Here is a 16,104-nt window from a genome sequence, read left to right on the forward strand (position 1 = left end):
GTTCCGTGAAGTGCGCCAGGTCGAGCTCGCTGCCAGCTTCCCGCGCATGACCTACGAAGAGGCCATGCGCCGTTTTGGATCGGACAAGCCCGACCTGCGTATCCCCCTGGAACTGACCGATATCGCCGACGCGGTGAAGCACGTCGAGTTCAAGGTGTTTTCCGGTCCGGCCAACGATCCGGCCGGCCGCGTGGCCGCCCTGCGCGTGCCGGGTGCCGCCGACCTGTCCCGCAAGGACATCGATGGCCTGACCGAATACGCCGGCAAGTACGGTGCGAAAGGCCTGGCCTGGCTGAAGGTGGACGACCTCGCCAAGGGGCGTGAGGGTATCAACTCACCCGTCGCCAAGTTCCTCGACGATGCCGCCCTCGAGCAGGTGCTGACGCTTACCGGCGCCGCCTCCGGCGACATCGTGTTCTTTGGCGCAGGCAGCTGGAAAACGGTCACCGATTTCATGGGGGCGCTCCGCATCAAGCTGGGTCGCGATCGCGGCATGGTCGAGAACGCGTGGAAGCCGCTCTGGGTCACCGATTTCCCGATGTTCGAATACGACGCGGACGAGCAGCGCTACGTGGCGCTCCATCATCCGTTTACCGCGCCCAAGGTCGACGATATCGCCGACCTTCGCGCGAACGCCGCCAACTCGGTGAGTCGCGGCTATGACATGGTCCTCAACGGCAACGAGATCGGCGGCGGTTCCATCCGTATCCATCGCCCGGACATGCAGAGCGCCGTGTTCGAGCTGCTCGGCATCGGCGCGGAGGAGGCCGACGCCAAGTTCGGCTTCCTGCTCAAGGCGCTGCGCATGGGCGCGCCGCCCCACGGCGGCCTGGCCTTCGGTATCGATCGCATCGCCGCCCTGATGGCCGGCACAGAGTCCATCCGTGATGTCATCGCCTTCCCGAAGACGACCAGCGCGCAGGACCTCATGACCGACGCGCCGTCGCCGGTTTCCGAGCCGCAGCTGAAGGAACTCCACGTTCGCGTCGCCGTGGAGCCCAAGGCCTGACCGGCGTCGCATACCGATGACCGACAACCTGCCCGAAGTCCTGCTTCTCCACGGTCTGTGGATGCGGGGATTCGCCATGGCCATGCTGCATCGGCGCCTTCGCGAAGAAGGTTTCAGCGTTCACCAGTTCGAATACATGAGTGTGGCCGCGCCGCCGGAGCAGGCGATCACTCGCCTGCGCAAGCGGATCCGCAGCCTGGGCCCGGGCCCGGTGCATGTAGTCGGACACAGCCTCGGCGGGATTCTCGCCCTGCTTGCCTGCAGGGATGACGATTTGCCGCAGGGGCGGATCGTCTGCCTCGGTTCACCGCTCAATGGTAGCGGGGCGGCCCGCGGCCTCACCCATCGCTGGGGCGGGGATATGCTGCTCGGCCGCTCGCGCGAGCTCCTCGAGCACGGCCTGGACCGTTGGGATGGCGCTCGCGAGGTCGGCATGATCGCTGGTCGCATGCCCGTCGGCCTGGGCGCCTTCGTCGGTGCGCTGGGTGACGAGCACGATGGCTCCGTCGGCGTCGAAGAAACCCGTTTGCCCGGCCTGGCCGGCCACTGCGTCTTGGAGACCAGCCACACCGGGATGCTGATGTCCGCCGATGTGGCGAAGCAGGTTGCTGTTTTTCTTCGGGACGGTCGGTTTGACACCCCCTTAGCCCCTTAACGTGATTGCGGCTAGAATCGCGCCCTCGTCAGTCCGGTAGAGCCAGGAAACGCACATGGGTAGAGGCCCGTCCATCGAAGGTCGCAAGAACGCCGAAGACGCCAAGCGCGCCAAGGTGTTCACCAAGCTGATCCGCGAAATCACCATTGCCACCCGTGGCGGCGTGCCCGATCCCAATGGCAACCCGCGCCTGCGGGCAGCCGTGGACAAGGCCCTGGGCGCCAATATGACCCGGGACACGATCGACCGCGCGATCAAGCGCGGCTCGGGTGCCGAAGGCGGCGCCGACATGCACGAGATCCGCTATGAGGGCTACGGTCCGGCGGGTACCGCGCTGATCATCGACTGCGTCACCGACAACCAGACCCGCACGGTCGCCGACGTCCGCGCTGCGCTGACCAAGCTCGGCGGCAACCTCGGCACGACGAACTCGGTGGCCTTCCAGTTCACCCGCGTCGGCCAGGTGGTCGTCCACACCGGCGGCGACGCCGATGTCGAGGCGAAGCTGGAAGAAGCCGCCATCGAGAACAACGCCGAGGACATCGTCATCGAGAACGGTATCGGCAGCGTGTTGCTCGCTCCCGATCCGATCGCCGTCGAAGCCATGCGTAAGGCGCTGGTCGCCGCTGGCTTCGACATCGACGGTTCCGACGTGGTCATGCGCCCGAACGGCCCGCTGGTGACGCCTTCCGGCGAAGCCCTCGAGCATTTCGAGAAGCTGCTGACCCGCCTGAACGACCTCGACGACGTGGACGAGGTCTACCACAACGCCATCCTGCCCAGCCAGGATGCGGAAGACGCGTGAGCTCGTGAACCCCTCGCTGTCATGACCCGCATTCTCGGTATCGATCCGGGCAGCCAGCGCACGGGTGTGGGCGTGATCGACGTGGCCGACAACGGCACGTTGACTCACGTCTGGCACGGTGCGCTCGTCATTGGCGGGGAGGCGACCTTCCCGCTGCGCCTCAAACGCATCTTTGACGAACTCTGCGCCATCATCGGCGAGCATGGTCCGGTCGAAGCCGCGATCGAGCGTGTTTTCATGGCGCGCAACCCCGACTCAGCGCTCAAACTGGGTCAGGCGCGTGGCGCGGCGATTGTCGCCATGGTCAGTAAGGGAGTGATCGTGCATGAATACGCGGCGACCGAGGTCAAGCAGGCAGTGGTCGGAACAGGCCGCGCCGACAAGACCCAGGTCCAGCACATGATCGGGTTGATTCTCGGCATCAAGGGTCCGCTCCAGGCGGACGCCGCCGATGCGCTGGCGATCGCTGTCGCCCATGCGCACACCCGGACCAGTATCGAACGCGTGGGCATCCCGCGCACGGCATGGAGGCGTCGCCGATGATCGGTCGACTGCGCKGGACTCTCATCAGCAAGCAGCCTCCGTCGTTGCTTATCGAGGTAGGCGGTGTCGGCTACGACGTCGACGCCCCGATGTCCACGATTTACGATCTCCCGGCCACCGGCAAGGAAGTCACCCTGCTTATCCATTACGCGGTAAGAGAGGATGGCGTTTCGCTTTACGGGTTCCTCCGGGAGCCTGACCGGGCCATGTTCCGTCACCTGCTCAAGGTCAGCGGTATCGGCGCGAAGATCGCGCTGGCCGTCCTTTCGGGTGTGTCCACCGACGATCTGTCCCGGCTGGTTCATGCCGGTGACGTGGTCGCACTGACCAAGATTCCAGGCATCGGCAAGAAGACCGCCGAGCGCATGGTGGTCGAGTTGCGCGACCGCGTCGACGCCGTGGGTGTACGCCTGCCTTCGACCGTTGCCGGTGAAGTCGTACCCGCCGATCCGGTGGCCGAGGCCACCGTTGCCCTCCAACAACTCGGTTACAAGCCCGTGGAAGCTTCGCGCCTTGTGCAGAAAGTCGCCGCCGATGGCGACACCGCCGAAGCCATCATTCGCAAGGCGCTACGCGCCGCGCTGGGAAGTTGAACCATGGGTCAGCATAATCACGCTGAAGAGCTGCGCAACGCGCACGGCAAGAAACTGGCCGCGCTTGCGCTCGGTGCCATCGGCATCGTCTTCGGCGACATCGGTACGAGTCCCCTGTACACGATGAAGGAGACGCTCGGCACTCACGGCATGACGCCGCAACCGATGGCCGTGCTCGGCGTGTTGTCGCTGATCTTCTGGTCGCTGTTGATGGTGATCTCGCTCAAGTACGTCACCTTCGTCATGCGCGCCGACAACAAGGGCGAGGGTGGCATCATGGCGCTGATGGCGCTGGCCCAGCGCAGTGTCAGCGGCTCGCCCCGCGCCCGCTGGGTGCTTGCGGCCATCGGTATCTTCGGTGCGTCCCTGTTCTACGGCGATGGCGTGATCACGCCCGCCATGTCGGTACTTTCGGCGGTGGAAGGCCTGGAGGTTGCTGCGCCCTCCCTCGAGACCTACGTGTTGCCAATCTGCCTGGTCATCCTGGTGGCGCTCTTCGCCATTCAGCGTCACGGCACCGAGATCGTCGGCAAGGCGTTCGCGCCGGTCATGATCGTCTGGTTCTTCGTTCTTGCATGGCTCGGCCTGCGTCAGCTCGTCGATCATCCGCAGGTGCTGTACGCGCTCAATCCCGTGTATGCGGTTCGCTTCTTCATGGAGCACGGTAAGCAGGCTTTCATCGCCCTGGGAGGCGTGGTGCTGGCCCTTACCGGCGGCGAAGCGCTCTACGCGGACATGGGTCACTTCGGCAAGAAGCCGATCCGCCTGGCCTGGTTCTTCTTTGTCCTGCCGGCCCTGCTGATCAACTATTTCGGGCAGGGCGCGCTGCTGCTGCACGATCCGAGCGCGATCGAGAATCCCTTCTACAAGATGGTGCCGGAAAACCTGCTCTACCCGATGATCGCGCTGGCCACGGCTTCGGCAGTGATCGCATCGCAGGCCGTGATTTCGGGCGCCTTCTCGATGACGCGCGAAGCGATGTCCCTGGGTTACTCGCCGCGCATGGCCGTGGTGCACACCTCCCACGAGATGTCCGGGCAGATCTTCGTGCCCTGGGTCAACCGCCTTCTGCTCGTCCTCGTGGTGCTGGCAGTGATCGGCTTCCGTTCGTCGAACAACCTCGGCGCGGCCTACGGTATCGCCGTGACCGGCACGATGACGATGACCACGTTGCTGGCCCTCGTCGTCGCACGTTATCGCTGGCATTGGCACTGGTCCGCGGTCATCACCGTGGGCGTGGTCTTCCTCATTGTCGACCTCGCATTCTTCGGCGCCAACGCGCTGAAGATCGCGCACGGCGGCTGGTTCCCGCTGGTGCTCGGCGTGGTGATCTTCACCATCATGACCACCTGGCGCCGGGGCAGGGACCTCGTGGTTCGCGAGATCAAGCAGTCCGGTCTCGCGCTCGAGCCCTTCGTTGCCAATATCTCGGACCACCCACCGCTGCGTGTGCCGGGTACGGCCGTGTTCCTCACCGCCAACCAGAACTCCGTACCGCACGCGATGCTGCACAACCTCAAGCACAACAAGGTGCTGCACGAGCGCAACGTGCTGCTCACCGTGGAGATGCTGGAGACGCCCGTGGCGGATTACGACGAGCGGATGGACGTCATCGAGTACGGCGGCGGTTTCTACGGGCTGCAGCTGCGCTACGGTTTTGCCGAGGATCCGAACATTCCGGCGTCGCTCGGTCGTGCCGGACCCAAGGGTCTCGACTTCGACATGATGGACACCACGTTCTTCCTGTCCCGTGAAAACATCGTCGCCGATGCGCGTCGTCCGGGCATGGCCCTCTGGCGCGACAAGCTGTTTGCTTTCCTGGCACGTAACGCCATGCCGGCAACGGCCTTCTTCCAGATCCCGGGCAACCGGTTGATCGAGTTGGGTGCGCAGGTCGAGATCTGACCTGATGTGCACGGGCGAGTCCTCGGTACGGCCAGGATTCGCCCGCGTCCTCGACAATGCTTATCCCTTACTCGCCCGTCGATGCGGGCCGATTCATGGATCAACGCTCGAACCTTAGCCTCGACGTGTCCGATTCGCGGACATGAAATGAGGCGATCTCATGGGTTCAGTAAAATATGCCTTTGCGCTCGCAACGGCGGCGATATGTGCCGACGCATCTGCCGGCGTTACATGGCTTAGTCGCGCCAATTGTGTGGCCGGCGCCATCAACGAGTCGGTCACCTACGACCGTCCGGCCCTCCAAACTCACTACATGTATACCCAAAGCCTGCACACGGGGTTCGGGTCGGTGGGCGGGCATTCCGTGCACGCGCCATGGAATGTGACGTGGCGATCCTACGCAGGTGACGTAGGTGATTGGAGCCGGAACACAGTGTCCGGGTATCACATGTACGGTGACGACATGGCGCGGCTTTCAACGCACTGGACGACCACCACTAACTGCAATTTGACGGAGTGGTGACATGACAGTCTCGAAGAAAAGAGTTTCCGGTCTGTGCCACGCGTTGTCCGCTGCACTCGCCCTGGCACCCATGAGCAATCTATCGGCGACGGATGTCGCTACCGCTTTTCTTAAGCCTTCGTCGGAGACCATCGAAGCGGCACACAAGGACGGCCTCGACCTCACCAAGTTGCCGACGTCCCCCGGCCTCCACATCGTTCCCCTGGAGGACTCGCCCTTCGTGGGGCCGGTCGCCGAGCGAGTCCGCTCGGAAATTGCCCAGCAGGCGAGCATTGGCTCGTACACCGCGGAGGATGGCGTTGTTCCGGATCTGCGTCTGGCTTCACAGGCAGTGGAGCCGACGCGGGGTGCGTCGTCGCGTCTCGACAGGCGATATCACTCGCTCGTCGAAATTCTCCCTCATTTGCGCTATGCGCCGATATCGGTCGCCGGTACGCGACTTGAGCACGTGCCGATGATCGAGGCAACCACGGCCGGTGGCATCGTCGGTGGGCGATGGAGCGGAGTCACGCGGTCATGGGATGTCCCCGGCCTGGGGTTCATCCAGCTCGATGAATCCGAGTATCAGGAAAGTGGCGGTTCCATCACTCTGGTCAAAGAGTGGCTCAATACGGAGGTCAACGGTCATCCTGCTACCGTCAAGACCATGAAATCTCCCGACGGAGCGACCTTGGTATCGGTTGGCTGGGTAAACGAAAGCACCGACTTTCGCTTGGATCTCCAGCCGGTGAATCGAGACGCGACCGAGATAAACCAGGAGGCGATGCTGGAACTCGCAAGGAGTCTTGGTGGCGGGGGCTGWGTGAAGCTGGTTGCCCGGTGGGACGGCCCGCGAGGGCCGTCCCACTCGTAGACCTGCCATATGCTTCCATGTCCGAGCACCGCATCATTTCCGCCACCGCCGCCATGGACGACGATGCGCTGGAAGCCAGCATTATCCCGGGCAACTGGCTGATCGAGTTGGGTGCGCAGGTCGAGATCTGACGAAGGTGTCCTAGCCGTCGGCCGATTCCTTGAACAGGCGCGCGCAGACGAAGTCGACGAAGACACGAATCTTGGGTGAGAGCTGGCGGCTGGACGGCCATACGACCCAGAAGCGTCCCTCGTCGGCGGGTAGTGCCAAAGGAATGAGTAGAAGTGTCCCGTCGGCGAGGGCGTCTCGGGCAAGGAAGTCTGGCATGTAGCCCAGCCCAAGCCCCTCGATMGTTACCGCCCGTATCGCTTCCATGTTGCTGCAGGTCAGCGGGTGATGCGCGGTGCCGGCACTGGCGAAGGGCCAGTCGCGAATCTTGCCGCTGGTCGGGAAGCGAAACTGAAGGCAATCGTGCTCGGCCAGCGCCGCGACGCTGACGGGCATGCCTCGCCGCTGCACGTAGGAGGGCGCGGCGCACAGAACGAAGCGGAAGGGCCCGAGCAGGCGCGACATGAGCCGCGAGTCCGGAAGATCGCCGCTTCGGATCACGGCATCGAAGCCATCCTCGATGATATCGACGAGGCGGTCGCTAAAATCGATGTCGAGCTCCACGTCCGGGTACATCTGGTGGAACTCTGCGAGATGCGGCACCAGGAAGCGGTATCCGATGGTGGGCAGGCTTACCTTGAGTCGCCCGCGCGGCGTTTGCGTCGACTCCGACACCATGGCTTCGGCGTCGTGCAGATCGTCAAGTACCTTGCGGCATTGTTCGTAGAAAAGTCGCCCTTCGTCCGTCAGACGGATGGTACGTGTGCTGCGCTGGAAGAGGCGCGCACCCAGCGACTTCTCCAGTCGCGCGATCGACTTGCCCACGGCCGAGGCAGAGACGCCGAGTTGCCGCGCGGCACCGACGAAACTGAGGGATTCCGCTGTCTGCACGAACGTGGCAATGCGGGCGAGGTTTACCGTGGCCTGATTCAAGACATGAAGTCCTCTATGCGCGGAATCTAGGCCTGATTATCTTTAATTGCGTCCCAAATAGCATGCAGTCCTTGCTTTTGCCAAGGAACTGTCCATGCTCACCGTCTCTCGTCCCGCGCCATCGCGCGGTCTGCCTGTCCTCATAGCGGTCTGTCTTGCCGCCGTGATCCTGCCGCTCAATTTCTCGGCAGGCGCCGTGGCCACGCTGGCCATTGGACGTGAGTTCGCCAATGCCGGCGCGCATCTGGCCTGGATCACCAATGCCTTCATGCTGACGTTCGGAAGTTCGCTGATGGCGGCCGGTGCGTTGGCCGATGAGTTCGGGCGCAAGCGCGTATTCGTGGGTGGGGTGGCGAGCCTGACGCTGTTGTCGCTTGCCTTGTGTATTGCGCCGGGCGTGCTCGCCATCGATACCATTCGGGCACTCCAGGGTTCCGCCTCGGCCGCCGCGCTGGCGGGTGGTTCCGCGTCGCTGGCTCAGGTGTTCCAGGGACGTGCCTTGATGCGGGCCTTTAGTGCGCTCGGCACGAGCTTCGGCATCGGCCTCGCTTTTGGGCCGCTACTGGCCGGTGTCCTCATCGCACACGCCGGTTGGCGTTCGATCTTCCTGAGCATCGCCCTGATCGGTGCGGCTGCACTGATCTTCGGTGCAACGACCATGCGCGAGTCGCGCGATCCGGCCGCATCGGGTGTGGACTGGGCTGGCGCCGTAACCTTCACGATGGCGTTGGGAAGTTTCACATTCGCGGTGGTGCAGGCTCCTCTGTACGGGTGGAGCAGTCTGCCGACCGTCACGCTGTTGGCCGCTTTCGTGGTGTTTGCGGGCCTGTTCGTCTGGGTGGAGTTGCGGGTTCGCCGTCCCATGTTGGATCTTTCGCTGTTTCGCTTTCCGCGCTTCGTCGGGATCCAGTTGCTGCCGATCGGCACGTGCTACTGCTACATCGTCCTGTTAGTTTTGCTGCCGSTGCGATTCATCGGCATCGACGGTCGCAATGAGTTGGATGCGGGTGTGCTGATGCTGGCCCTTAGTGCGCCCATCGTGGTGGTGCCTTCGTTCGCGTCATGGCTTGCTCGTTGGATCGCGCCGGGCGCGCTTTCCGCATCGGGATTGCTGGTGGCTGCTTTCGGTCTGTGGCTCATGAGTCGCGTTCCCGGGGGCAACCCGGCGGCGATGATTCCGGCCATGTTGCTCATCGGATGCGGCGCGGGATTTCCTTGGGGGCTGATGGATGGGTTGTCGATGACGGTCGTGCCCATTGACCGCGCAGGCATGGCCACCGGCATTTTCAGCACCACGCGTGTCGCCGGGGAAGGTGTGGCGCTGGCCATCGTGATGGCCGTGCTCACCTCCGTCGTCGATGCAAGAATTCGCCTGACCGATGYCGGGCAGCTTCTTTCTCAGGGTGCCGCCAGGGACCTGGGCGCGCGGCTCGCGGCCGGTGATCTGGCGCAGGCGCAACGGTGGGCGCCATCGATTCCGCGCGCCTTGCTCGTGCAGCAGTACGACGAGGCGTTCCGCATCCTGCTTCTGGTGCTTTCCGCCATCACCTTGACTGCCGCGGTGGTGACCTTTCTCTGTCTCTCGTCACGGAGGGTGACCGTACGCCATCACGCGCATTCCGAAGGATGAACCGCGAAGCGGTAGGTCGGCTAAACCCTGCCATAATGCGGCCATGTCCGAGCACCGCATCATTTCCGCCACCGCCGCCATGGACGACGATGCGCTGGAAGCCAGCATTCGTCCGAAACGGCTTTCCGAGTACCTCGGTCAGGAGACGGTGCGCGAGCAGATGGCCATCTATATCGAGGCGGCGCGGCGCCGGCAGGGCGCGCTGGACCACGTGCTGATCTTCGGGCCCCCGGGCCTGGGCAAGACCACGCTGTCCCACGTGATTGCCAACGAGCTGGGCGTAAATGTCCGCTCCACCTCGGGTCCGGTGCTCGAGCGCGCGGGGGATCTCGCCGCGCTGCTGACCAATCTCGAGGCAAACGACGTCCTTTTCGTCGACGAGATCCACCGCCTGTCTCCTGTCGTCGAGGAAGTGCTCTACCCTGCCATGGAGGACTTCCAGATCGACATCATGATCGGCGAGGGCCCCGCGGCCCGCTCGATCAAGCTTGATTTGCCACCGTTCACCCTGATTGGCGCGACGACCCGCGCGGGCCTGCTCACCGGCCCCTTGCGCGACCGTTTCGGCATCATCCAGCGGCTGGAGTTCTACAGCGTGGACGAGCTGACGGCCATCGTCCGTCGTGCGGCCCGCATCTTCAACATCGAATGCGACATGGAAGGGGCCGTGGAGATCGCCCGGCGCTCGCGGGGCACGCCCCGTATCGCCAACCGGCTGCTACGTCGCGTGCGCGACTTCGCCGAGGTCCGCGGCGACGGCAAGATCACCCATGACCTGGCGCGCGCGGCCACCGACATGCTCCGGGTCGACGCCCTGGGCTTCGACGACCTCGATCGCCGCCTGCTGAAGACCATCATCGAGAACTTCGATGGAGGCCCGGTCGGCGTGGAATCGCTCGCCGCTGCTCTCAGCGAGGATCGTGGCACCCTGGAAGACGTGGTCGAGCCTTACCTGATCCAGCAGGGCTACCTGATCCGCAGCGCTCGTGGCCGCATGGCGTCCGCCAAGGCCTGGCGCCATCTGGGCCTGACCCCGCCACCGCGCCAGACGGTGGCTCCAGACCTCTTTTCGGACGACGCATGAGCGCCTTCAGCTGGCCCGTAAGGATTTACTGGGAAGACACCGATGCCGGTGGTGTCGTCTACCATTCCAACTACCTTCGCTTCATGGAACGGGCCCGCACGGAGTGGCTCCGCGCTCAGGGCATCGACCAGGTGGTGCTGCGTGAGGCGACGAGCCTGGGCTTCGTGGTCCGGGACATGCAGCTCGATTTCCTCCGCCCGGCCCGTCTGAATGATGAACTCCTGGTCAGCGTGGGCGTCAAAGAACGTCGTTCAGCCAGTATGCTGTTCGATCAGGAGATTGTGTGTGGGGGCACGACGCTGGTGCGCGCTACGGTGCGCGCGGCTTGCGTGAACCTCGACACGATGCGCCCGGCCCAGATTCCGGCGGACCTGTTCCCCAACGAATTCCCCATTTACTAAAGCCATAGATACCGGCGGAGAGTCTTCAAGCGATGAACGGTGGATTGAACATTTTCAAGCTGGTCGCGGAAGCGAGCCTGCCCGTACAACTGGTCATGCTCCTGCTGCTGGCGTTCTCGTTCCTGTCGTGGGTGATCATCATCCGCAAGTACAGCCAGCTGAAGACCGCCCACGACAACGCCGAGACCTTCGAAGACCGTTTCTGGTCGGGTGCGGATCTTGCCGCCCTGTTTCGTGAGGTGGGTAATCGCGAGGGTCAGCACGGCATCGAGAACGTCTTCGAAGCCGGCTTTCGCGAATTCGCCCGCCAGCGCCAGCGCCGGGTGTCCGACGCTGACCGCATCATGGAAGGTTCCGAGCGCGCCATGCGCGTTGCCGGCACCCGCGAGATCGGCAAGCTCGAGCAGAACCTCGAATTCCTCGCCAACGTCGGCTCGATCAGCCCGTATATCGGCCTGTTCGGCACGGTGTGGGGCATCATGGGCGCCTTCCAGGGCCTCGGCGAGATGAAGGACGTGACGATCTCCGTGGTCGCCCCGCACATCTCCGAAGCGCTGATCGCCACGGCCATGGGCCTGTTCGCCGCGATCCCGGCCGTCTGGGCGTACAACCGCTTCGCCACCAAGGTCGAGCGGATCGCGTCGCGCTACGAGGTCTTCCAGGAAGAGTTCTCCTCGGTGCTGCAGCGCCAGATCCACGCCGACGACGTGGCCTGAGCCCGCGCCATGGCTACGCGCAACGTTCATCGCCGCCAGAAGCGGAAACTGAAGTCCGAGATCAACGTCGTGCCGTATATCGACGTCATGCTTGTGCTGCTGATCATCTTCATGGTCACCACGCCGATGATGAACCTCGGTGTCGATATCCAGCTTCCGCAGACCAATGCAAAGTCCCTGCAGGATAAGAAGGACCCTGTCGTCGTCTCCGTCGATGAGGCCGGTACCATCTACCTCACCGCCAACGGCGCCAAGCGCGAGCCGGTGAGCGCGGACGAGTTCAAGGCCAAGATCACCGCCTTCCACGACGCCAACCCGGAGCTCCAGGTTCTGGTCGCCGGCGACGAGCGCGTCGGCTATGGCAAGGTCTATTCGATCCTCCCGATCCTTCAGGAGGCCGGTGTCTCCAAGATCGGCCTGATGAGCCAGCCGCAGTCGGCGCAGAATGGAAAACCGTAACGGCACGCCCCGCGCGGTCGTCCTCGCCGCGCTTCTCCATCTGGGCATCGTGGCCTTCCTGGGCTTCGCGATCATTCCCTGCACGGACTACGAAAAGTGGGCCGAAGCGTTGGGTGTGCCCGCGGAATGGAATCCGCTGAAGTGTCCGGCGCCGATCCAGCTTCCGGGTCAGATCATCGAAGCGACCCTGATCGGGCCCACCGGTGCGCCGCCGCCGAAGCACGCGACCAAGCCGGTGCCGAATACGGTGCCGCCTCCGCCGGCGCAGCCGACGCCGACGCCCCCTGAGCCCGAGAAGCCGAAAGTCGAGACCTTGCCGCCTCCGCCGAAGACACCCGCCCTGAAGGACCAGGAGAAGGTGGTCGATGACGCCGTGCAGAAGGCCGAGAACGCCAAGCAGTTGCAGGAAGAGCAGCAGCGCCAGCGCCAGGCCGAGCTGGACGCTCAGCAGGACGAGAAGAAGAAGCAGAAACAGAAGGAGATCGACGAGATCTTCAAACAGCTCGACGCCGCCAAGTCGCAGACCAAGCAGGCCGACAGCAAGAAGAAGCAGGCCGACCAGCAGTTGAAGGACCTCGAGAACGCCAAGGACGACGGTCGCGATGACGTCCCGGCCGCCGACAAGCTCCAGACGGGTCAGAACGGCAAGGACAACAGCAAGCAGGCGTTGTACATCGCAGCGATCCAGAACGCGGTGACGCCGAACTGGCTGCGTCCGGACAACATGCCGAACGCCCCCTGCATGGTGCACATCACCCAGATCCCGGGTGGTCAGGTGCTGAGCGCAAAGGCCGACGCCAGCTGTCCTTATGATGCTTCCGGCAAGGCCTCGATCGAGAATGCTGTACTTCGCGCCCAGCCGTTGCCCTATGCGGGCTTCGAGGACGTGTTCCAGAGAAACCTCACCTTCACGTTCCGACCGCAATGATGGTGCCCGCCCCGATCCGGTCGATGCCGGGCGGGGCGGTTCAGATTCGGGTCATGCTGTCCGGCCCCATCGCGTTACCATGCCGTCGCCGTCTCACACTTCCAGGTCGCAATGAATCCGCCCATGCGCAGAACGCTTTCCCGCCTCGCTCTCCTCCTGGTCGTGCTGACCGCCTTCGTGGCCGGCCCTGCCGCTGCCCAGTCGCTCAACGTCGACATTGTCGGTGGCCTCAAGACCGCAACGCCTATCGCCGTGGTGCCTTTCGCCCAGGCCGGCGGTGCGCCGCTGCCGACCGACGTCGCAGACGTCATTCGCGCGGATTTCAACCGTTCGGGCAAGTTCCGTTCGCTCGACAAGGCCGACATCGTCGAGACGCCGTCGCAGGGATCGGACATCAAGTTCCCGACCTGGCGCCTCTTGAAGCAGGACTTCCTGACCATCGGTCGCATCAACGATGCGGGCGGCGGCATGCTCAAGGTCGAGTACGAGCTGTGGGACGTGAACAAGCAGCAGAGCCTGCTGGCCCAGTCGTTCACCGCCCCGGCGGGTGACCTGCGTGGCGTTGCCCACCAGATCGCCGACCAGATCTATGAAAAGATCACCGGCGTCCGTGGCGCCTTCTGGACCCGCATCGCCTACATCACGGCGGTGGGTACCGGTAACAACGCGACCTATTCGCTGATCGTCGCGGACTCGGACGGCTTCAACCCGCAGACCGTGGCCCGTTCGCGCGAGTCGCTCCTGTCGCCGTCCTGGTCGCCGGACGGCAACAAGATTGCCTACGTCTCGTTCGAAAGCGGCAACTCGGCCGTCTACGTACAGAACATCTCCACCGGTTCGCGCAGCCTGATCGCCGCCCACCCGCGTGGCATCAACAGCGCACCGGCCTGGTCGCCGGATGGCAGCAAGCTTGCCGTGAGCCTGTCCTACGTGGGTAACCCCGAGATCTTCGTGATCGACGTGGCCAGCCACGCCGAGACGCGCCTGACCAACAACTTCTCGATCGATACCGAGCCGACGTTCACGCCGGACGGCCAGAGCATCCTGTTTACGTCGGATCGCTCGGGCAAGCCGCAGATCTACCAGATGTCAGCATCGGGTGGTGCGGCCACGCGCGTCACCTTCCAGGGCGGCTTCAACGCCAGCGCCTCGGTGAGCTTCGACGGCAAGCAGATTGCGATGGTGCAGGGCAACGGGAACGTGTATCGTATCGCTATCATGGACCGCAGTCTGGGCGGGCAGGTGCGCTTCGTTTCCCCGGGTAACGTGGACGATTCGCCCAGCTTCGCGCCAAATGCCAGCATGCTGCTTTATGCGGCATCGCAGGGTACGCGAGGTGTCCTGTATGCGGTTTCGGCAGACGGCCTGGTACGCCAGCGTCTCGTCCTCGCGGACGGTGACGTGCGCGAGCCGTCCTGGGGACCCTATAGACAGCGTTGATGGCGCGCCCGTTTCGGGCCGCGACATCGGCAAAGTCCAGGGAAGGGGCGCGGGTGTTCCGCGCCTTTTCTGCGGACGCAAGGTTAACCGGCAGTTGCTTTAAAGGCAGTCGCCGGAACGAAGACGCAGGGTGCGGGACAGCACCCCGTCGGCGTAGATGTAAGTAGAAAAACAGCCGGACAACCGGCGGTGCCTGTCCCGAAACCGTATATCGACTGTCGGAACTCAACTGTTGAAGGAACGTCCCATGAATAAGACCGTTAGCGTCACCCTGGCCGCCCTGCTTTGCGTGGGCGCGGTCGCCTGTAACAAGAAGACTGTGAAGCCTGTGACGCCGCCCCCGGCTGAGCCGGTTGCACAGACCACGGCCCCCACCAATGACGGCAAGTACCAGCCGTCGGATCTCGATACCGATGCCTGCCTCCGTCAGCGCGTTGTGTACTTCGATTTCGACAAGAACGATGTGAAGCCGGAATTCCAGCAGATCATCGCTTGCCACGCCAAGTACCTGCAGGACCGTCCGCAGTCGGCTATGACCCTCGAGGGCAACACCGACGAGCGCGGTACGCGTGAGTACAACCTCGGCCTCGGCGAGCGTCGCGGCAATGCCGTTTCCAGCGCCCTCCAGGCTGCTGGCGGTTCGGCTGGCCAGGTCAACGTCACGAGCTACGGTAAGGAAAAGCCGACCTGCCGTGAGCACAACGATGATTGCTGGTCCAAGAACCGTCGCGTTGAGATCGTCTACACCGCGAAGTAAGTAATGAAGAAGCTTCTGGCTAACCGTTTTATGGCCAGGCTTGGCGTGGCGGGCGCAATTGCGTCCGCCACGCTTTTTGGTCTGCCCGTCCACGCGCAGGACTCCCGCTTGAGTCTCGCCGACCGTGTGTCGCGCCTCGAGCAGCAGTCCCAGAAGGACGCCGGTACGACTCCGCTGGTCAACCAGGTCAACGATCTCCAGCAGCAGCTTTCGCAGTTGCAGGGTCAGATCGAAGAGCTGCAGCACCAGAACCAGCAACTCCAGGATTCCCAGAAGGCGCAGTACGCGGATGTCGATTCGCGGCTGGGTCGTCTTGAAAAGGGTGGAGCAGCGCAGGCCCCGTCGCCCGCCGCGTCCCCCAATGCACCCCAGGCTCCCGCGCCCACGCCTACGGCAGTCGCTCCGGCGGCAGGCCAGCAGGCAGCGCCCGCGACCGCGCCGACGGCCGCGGCCAGCGCCACCGAACAGGCTGCGTACGACGCTGCGTTCAAGTCGCTACGTGCGGGTGACTACGTCACCGCTTCGCGCGGGTTTCGCGACTTCCTGACCAAGTATCCGGACAGCCCGCTCGCGCCCAACGCTTATTACTGGCTGGGCGAGTCGTACTACGTGACCATGAACTATCCGGTGGCGATCGAAGCCTTCCAGCGACTGGTCAAGCAGTATCCGCAGAGCGACAAAGTCTCCGATGGCCTGCTCAAGGTCGGCTATTGCCAAATCGAGCTGAAGCAGCAGGACGCAGCCATCGCGACTCTGAAACAG

Annotated in this window: 17 protein-coding genes; 16 read left to right on the plus strand and 1 reads right to left on the minus strand. The window is 63.8% G+C overall.

Going from position 1 to position 16,104, the window contains the following annotated elements; genetic code table 11:
- The 7 genes from aspS to AC1DT2_RS05585 form a co-directional block, all read left to right on the plus strand.
- Positions 1-1,009 (plus strand): aspartate--tRNA ligase (gene aspS, locus AC1DT2_RS05555; protein WP_477294978.1); only part of this gene is annotated, 1,009 nt, incomplete at its 5' end.
- A 16-nt stretch (positions 1,010-1,025) separates the two neighbouring features.
- On the plus strand, positions 1,026-1,664 hold the full coding sequence (locus AC1DT2_RS05560; RefSeq protein WP_213948567.1) for an esterase/lipase family protein: 639 nt from the start codon (positions 1,026-1,028) through the stop codon (positions 1,662-1,664).
- Between the two features lie 55 nt (positions 1,665-1,719).
- Positions 1,720-2,469 carry a YebC/PmpR family DNA-binding transcriptional regulator gene (locus AC1DT2_RS05565; RefSeq protein ID WP_213948568.1) on the plus strand — a complete coding sequence of 250 codons (750 nt, stop codon included), beginning with the start codon at positions 1,720-1,722 and terminating at the stop codon, positions 2,467-2,469.
- A 21-nt stretch (positions 2,470-2,490) separates the two neighbouring features.
- Positions 2,491-3,012, plus strand: coding sequence for a crossover junction endodeoxyribonuclease RuvC (gene ruvC, locus AC1DT2_RS05570; protein ID WP_063571204.1), 522 nt, complete (start codon positions 2,491-2,493; stop codon positions 3,010-3,012).
- On the plus strand, positions 3,009-3,605 hold the full coding sequence (gene ruvA, locus AC1DT2_RS05575) for a Holliday junction branch migration protein RuvA (RefSeq protein ID WP_477294982.1): 597 nt from the start codon (positions 3,009-3,011) through the stop codon (positions 3,603-3,605). Before ruvC ends, ruvA begins: the two co-directional genes overlap by 4 nt.
- Positions 3,606-3,608: 3 nt before the next feature.
- Positions 3,609-5,510 carry a potassium transporter Kup gene (locus AC1DT2_RS05580; RefSeq protein WP_213948570.1) on the plus strand — a complete coding sequence of 634 codons (1,902 nt, stop codon included), beginning with the start codon at positions 3,609-3,611 and terminating at the stop codon, positions 5,508-5,510.
- Positions 5,511-6,034: 524 nt separating this feature from the next.
- Positions 6,035-6,886: a hypothetical protein gene (locus AC1DT2_RS05585; protein WP_477294984.1), complete on the plus strand. Its 852-nt coding sequence runs from the start codon at positions 6,035-6,037 to the stop codon at positions 6,884-6,886.
- Between the two features lie 141 nt (positions 6,887-7,027).
- On the opposite strand, the gene AC1DT2_RS05590 is transcribed toward AC1DT2_RS05585, so the two are convergent.
- Entirely contained in the window at positions 7,028-7,927 is a 900-nt protein-coding gene (locus AC1DT2_RS05590; RefSeq protein WP_477294986.1) for a LysR family transcriptional regulator, read from the minus strand.
- A gap of 94 nt (positions 7,928-8,021) precedes the next feature.
- Between AC1DT2_RS05590 and AC1DT2_RS05595 the strand changes: the two genes are divergently transcribed.
- From AC1DT2_RS05595 to ybgF, 9 genes are all read left to right on the plus strand, one after another.
- On the plus strand, positions 8,022-9,557 hold the full coding sequence (locus AC1DT2_RS05595) for an MFS transporter (RefSeq protein WP_477294988.1): 1,536 nt from the start codon (positions 8,022-8,024) through the stop codon (positions 9,555-9,557).
- Positions 9,558-9,600: 43 nt separating this feature from the next.
- Positions 9,601-10,641, plus strand: coding sequence for a Holliday junction branch migration DNA helicase RuvB (ruvB, locus tag AC1DT2_RS05600; protein ID WP_063571207.1), 1,041 nt, complete (start codon positions 9,601-9,603; stop codon positions 10,639-10,641).
- A complete protein-coding gene (gene ybgC / locus AC1DT2_RS05605; RefSeq protein WP_477294990.1) occupies positions 10,638-11,042 on the plus strand; it encodes a tol-pal system-associated acyl-CoA thioesterase in 405 nt (134 codons plus the stop codon). The genes ruvB and ybgC overlap by 4 nt, the downstream gene beginning before the upstream one ends.
- Positions 11,043-11,074: 32 nt before the next feature.
- Positions 11,075-11,758, plus strand: a complete 684-nt coding sequence (tolQ, locus tag AC1DT2_RS05610; protein WP_063571209.1) for a protein TolQ — start codon at positions 11,075-11,077, stop codon at positions 11,756-11,758.
- Positions 11,759-11,767: 9 nt separating this feature from the next.
- On the plus strand, positions 11,768-12,217 hold the full coding sequence (tolR, locus tag AC1DT2_RS05615; protein WP_213948573.1) for a protein TolR: 450 nt from the start codon (positions 11,768-11,770) through the stop codon (positions 12,215-12,217).
- Positions 12,204-13,145 (plus strand): cell envelope integrity protein TolA, encoded by a 942-nt coding sequence (tolA, locus tag AC1DT2_RS05620; RefSeq protein ID WP_213948574.1) that lies wholly within the window; start codon positions 12,204-12,206, stop codon positions 13,143-13,145. Before tolR ends, tolA begins: the two co-directional genes overlap by 14 nt.
- A gap of 111 nt (positions 13,146-13,256) precedes the next feature.
- A complete protein-coding gene (gene tolB / locus AC1DT2_RS05625; RefSeq protein WP_213948575.1) occupies positions 13,257-14,585 on the plus strand; it encodes a Tol-Pal system beta propeller repeat protein TolB in 1,329 nt (442 codons plus the stop codon).
- Between the two features lie 247 nt (positions 14,586-14,832).
- Complete coding sequence (gene pal, locus AC1DT2_RS05630) at positions 14,833-15,342, plus strand: peptidoglycan-associated lipoprotein Pal (protein WP_063571213.1); 510 nt, start codon at positions 14,833-14,835, stop codon at positions 15,340-15,342.
- A 108-nt stretch (positions 15,343-15,450) separates the two neighbouring features.
- A partial coding sequence (gene ybgF / locus AC1DT2_RS05635; RefSeq protein ID WP_477294994.1) for a tol-pal system protein YbgF occupies positions 15,451-16,104 on the plus strand: 654 nt, incomplete at its 3' end.

This window comes from Luteibacter sp. P4_E6 (genome assembly GCF_056401535.1).

What these genes read in the sequence shown, in the direction of transcription:
- AC1DT2_RS05560 (WP_213948567.1), top strand. Translation starts at nt 1,026, where the DNA reads ATGACCGACAACCTGCCCGAAGTCCTGCTTCTCCACGGTCTGTGGATG.
- AC1DT2_RS05565 (WP_213948568.1), top strand. Translation starts at nt 1,720, where the DNA reads ATGGGTAGAGGCCCGTCCATCGAAGGTCGCAAGAACGCCGAAGACGCC.
- ruvC (WP_063571204.1), top strand. Translation starts at nt 2,491, where the DNA reads ATGACCCGCATTCTCGGTATCGATCCGGGCAGCCAGCGCACGGGTGTG.
- AC1DT2_RS05580 (WP_213948570.1), top strand. Translation starts at nt 3,609, where the DNA reads ATGGGTCAGCATAATCACGCTGAAGAGCTGCGCAACGCGCACGGCAAG.
- ruvB (WP_063571207.1), top strand. Translation starts at nt 9,601, where the DNA reads ATGTCCGAGCACCGCATCATTTCCGCCACCGCCGCCATGGACGACGAT.
- ybgC (WP_477294990.1), top strand. Translation starts at nt 10,638, where the DNA reads ATGAGCGCCTTCAGCTGGCCCGTAAGGATTTACTGGGAAGACACCGAT.
- tolQ (WP_063571209.1), top strand. Translation starts at nt 11,075, where the DNA reads ATGAACGGTGGATTGAACATTTTCAAGCTGGTCGCGGAAGCGAGCCTG.
- tolR (WP_213948573.1), top strand. Translation starts at nt 11,768, where the DNA reads ATGGCTACGCGCAACGTTCATCGCCGCCAGAAGCGGAAACTGAAGTCC.
- tolA (WP_213948574.1), top strand. Translation starts at nt 12,204, where the DNA reads ATGGAAAACCGTAACGGCACGCCCCGCGCGGTCGTCCTCGCCGCGCTT.
- tolB (WP_213948575.1), top strand. Translation starts at nt 13,257, where the DNA reads ATGAATCCGCCCATGCGCAGAACGCTTTCCCGCCTCGCTCTCCTCCTG.
- pal (WP_063571213.1), top strand. Translation starts at nt 14,833, where the DNA reads ATGAATAAGACCGTTAGCGTCACCCTGGCCGCCCTGCTTTGCGTGGGC.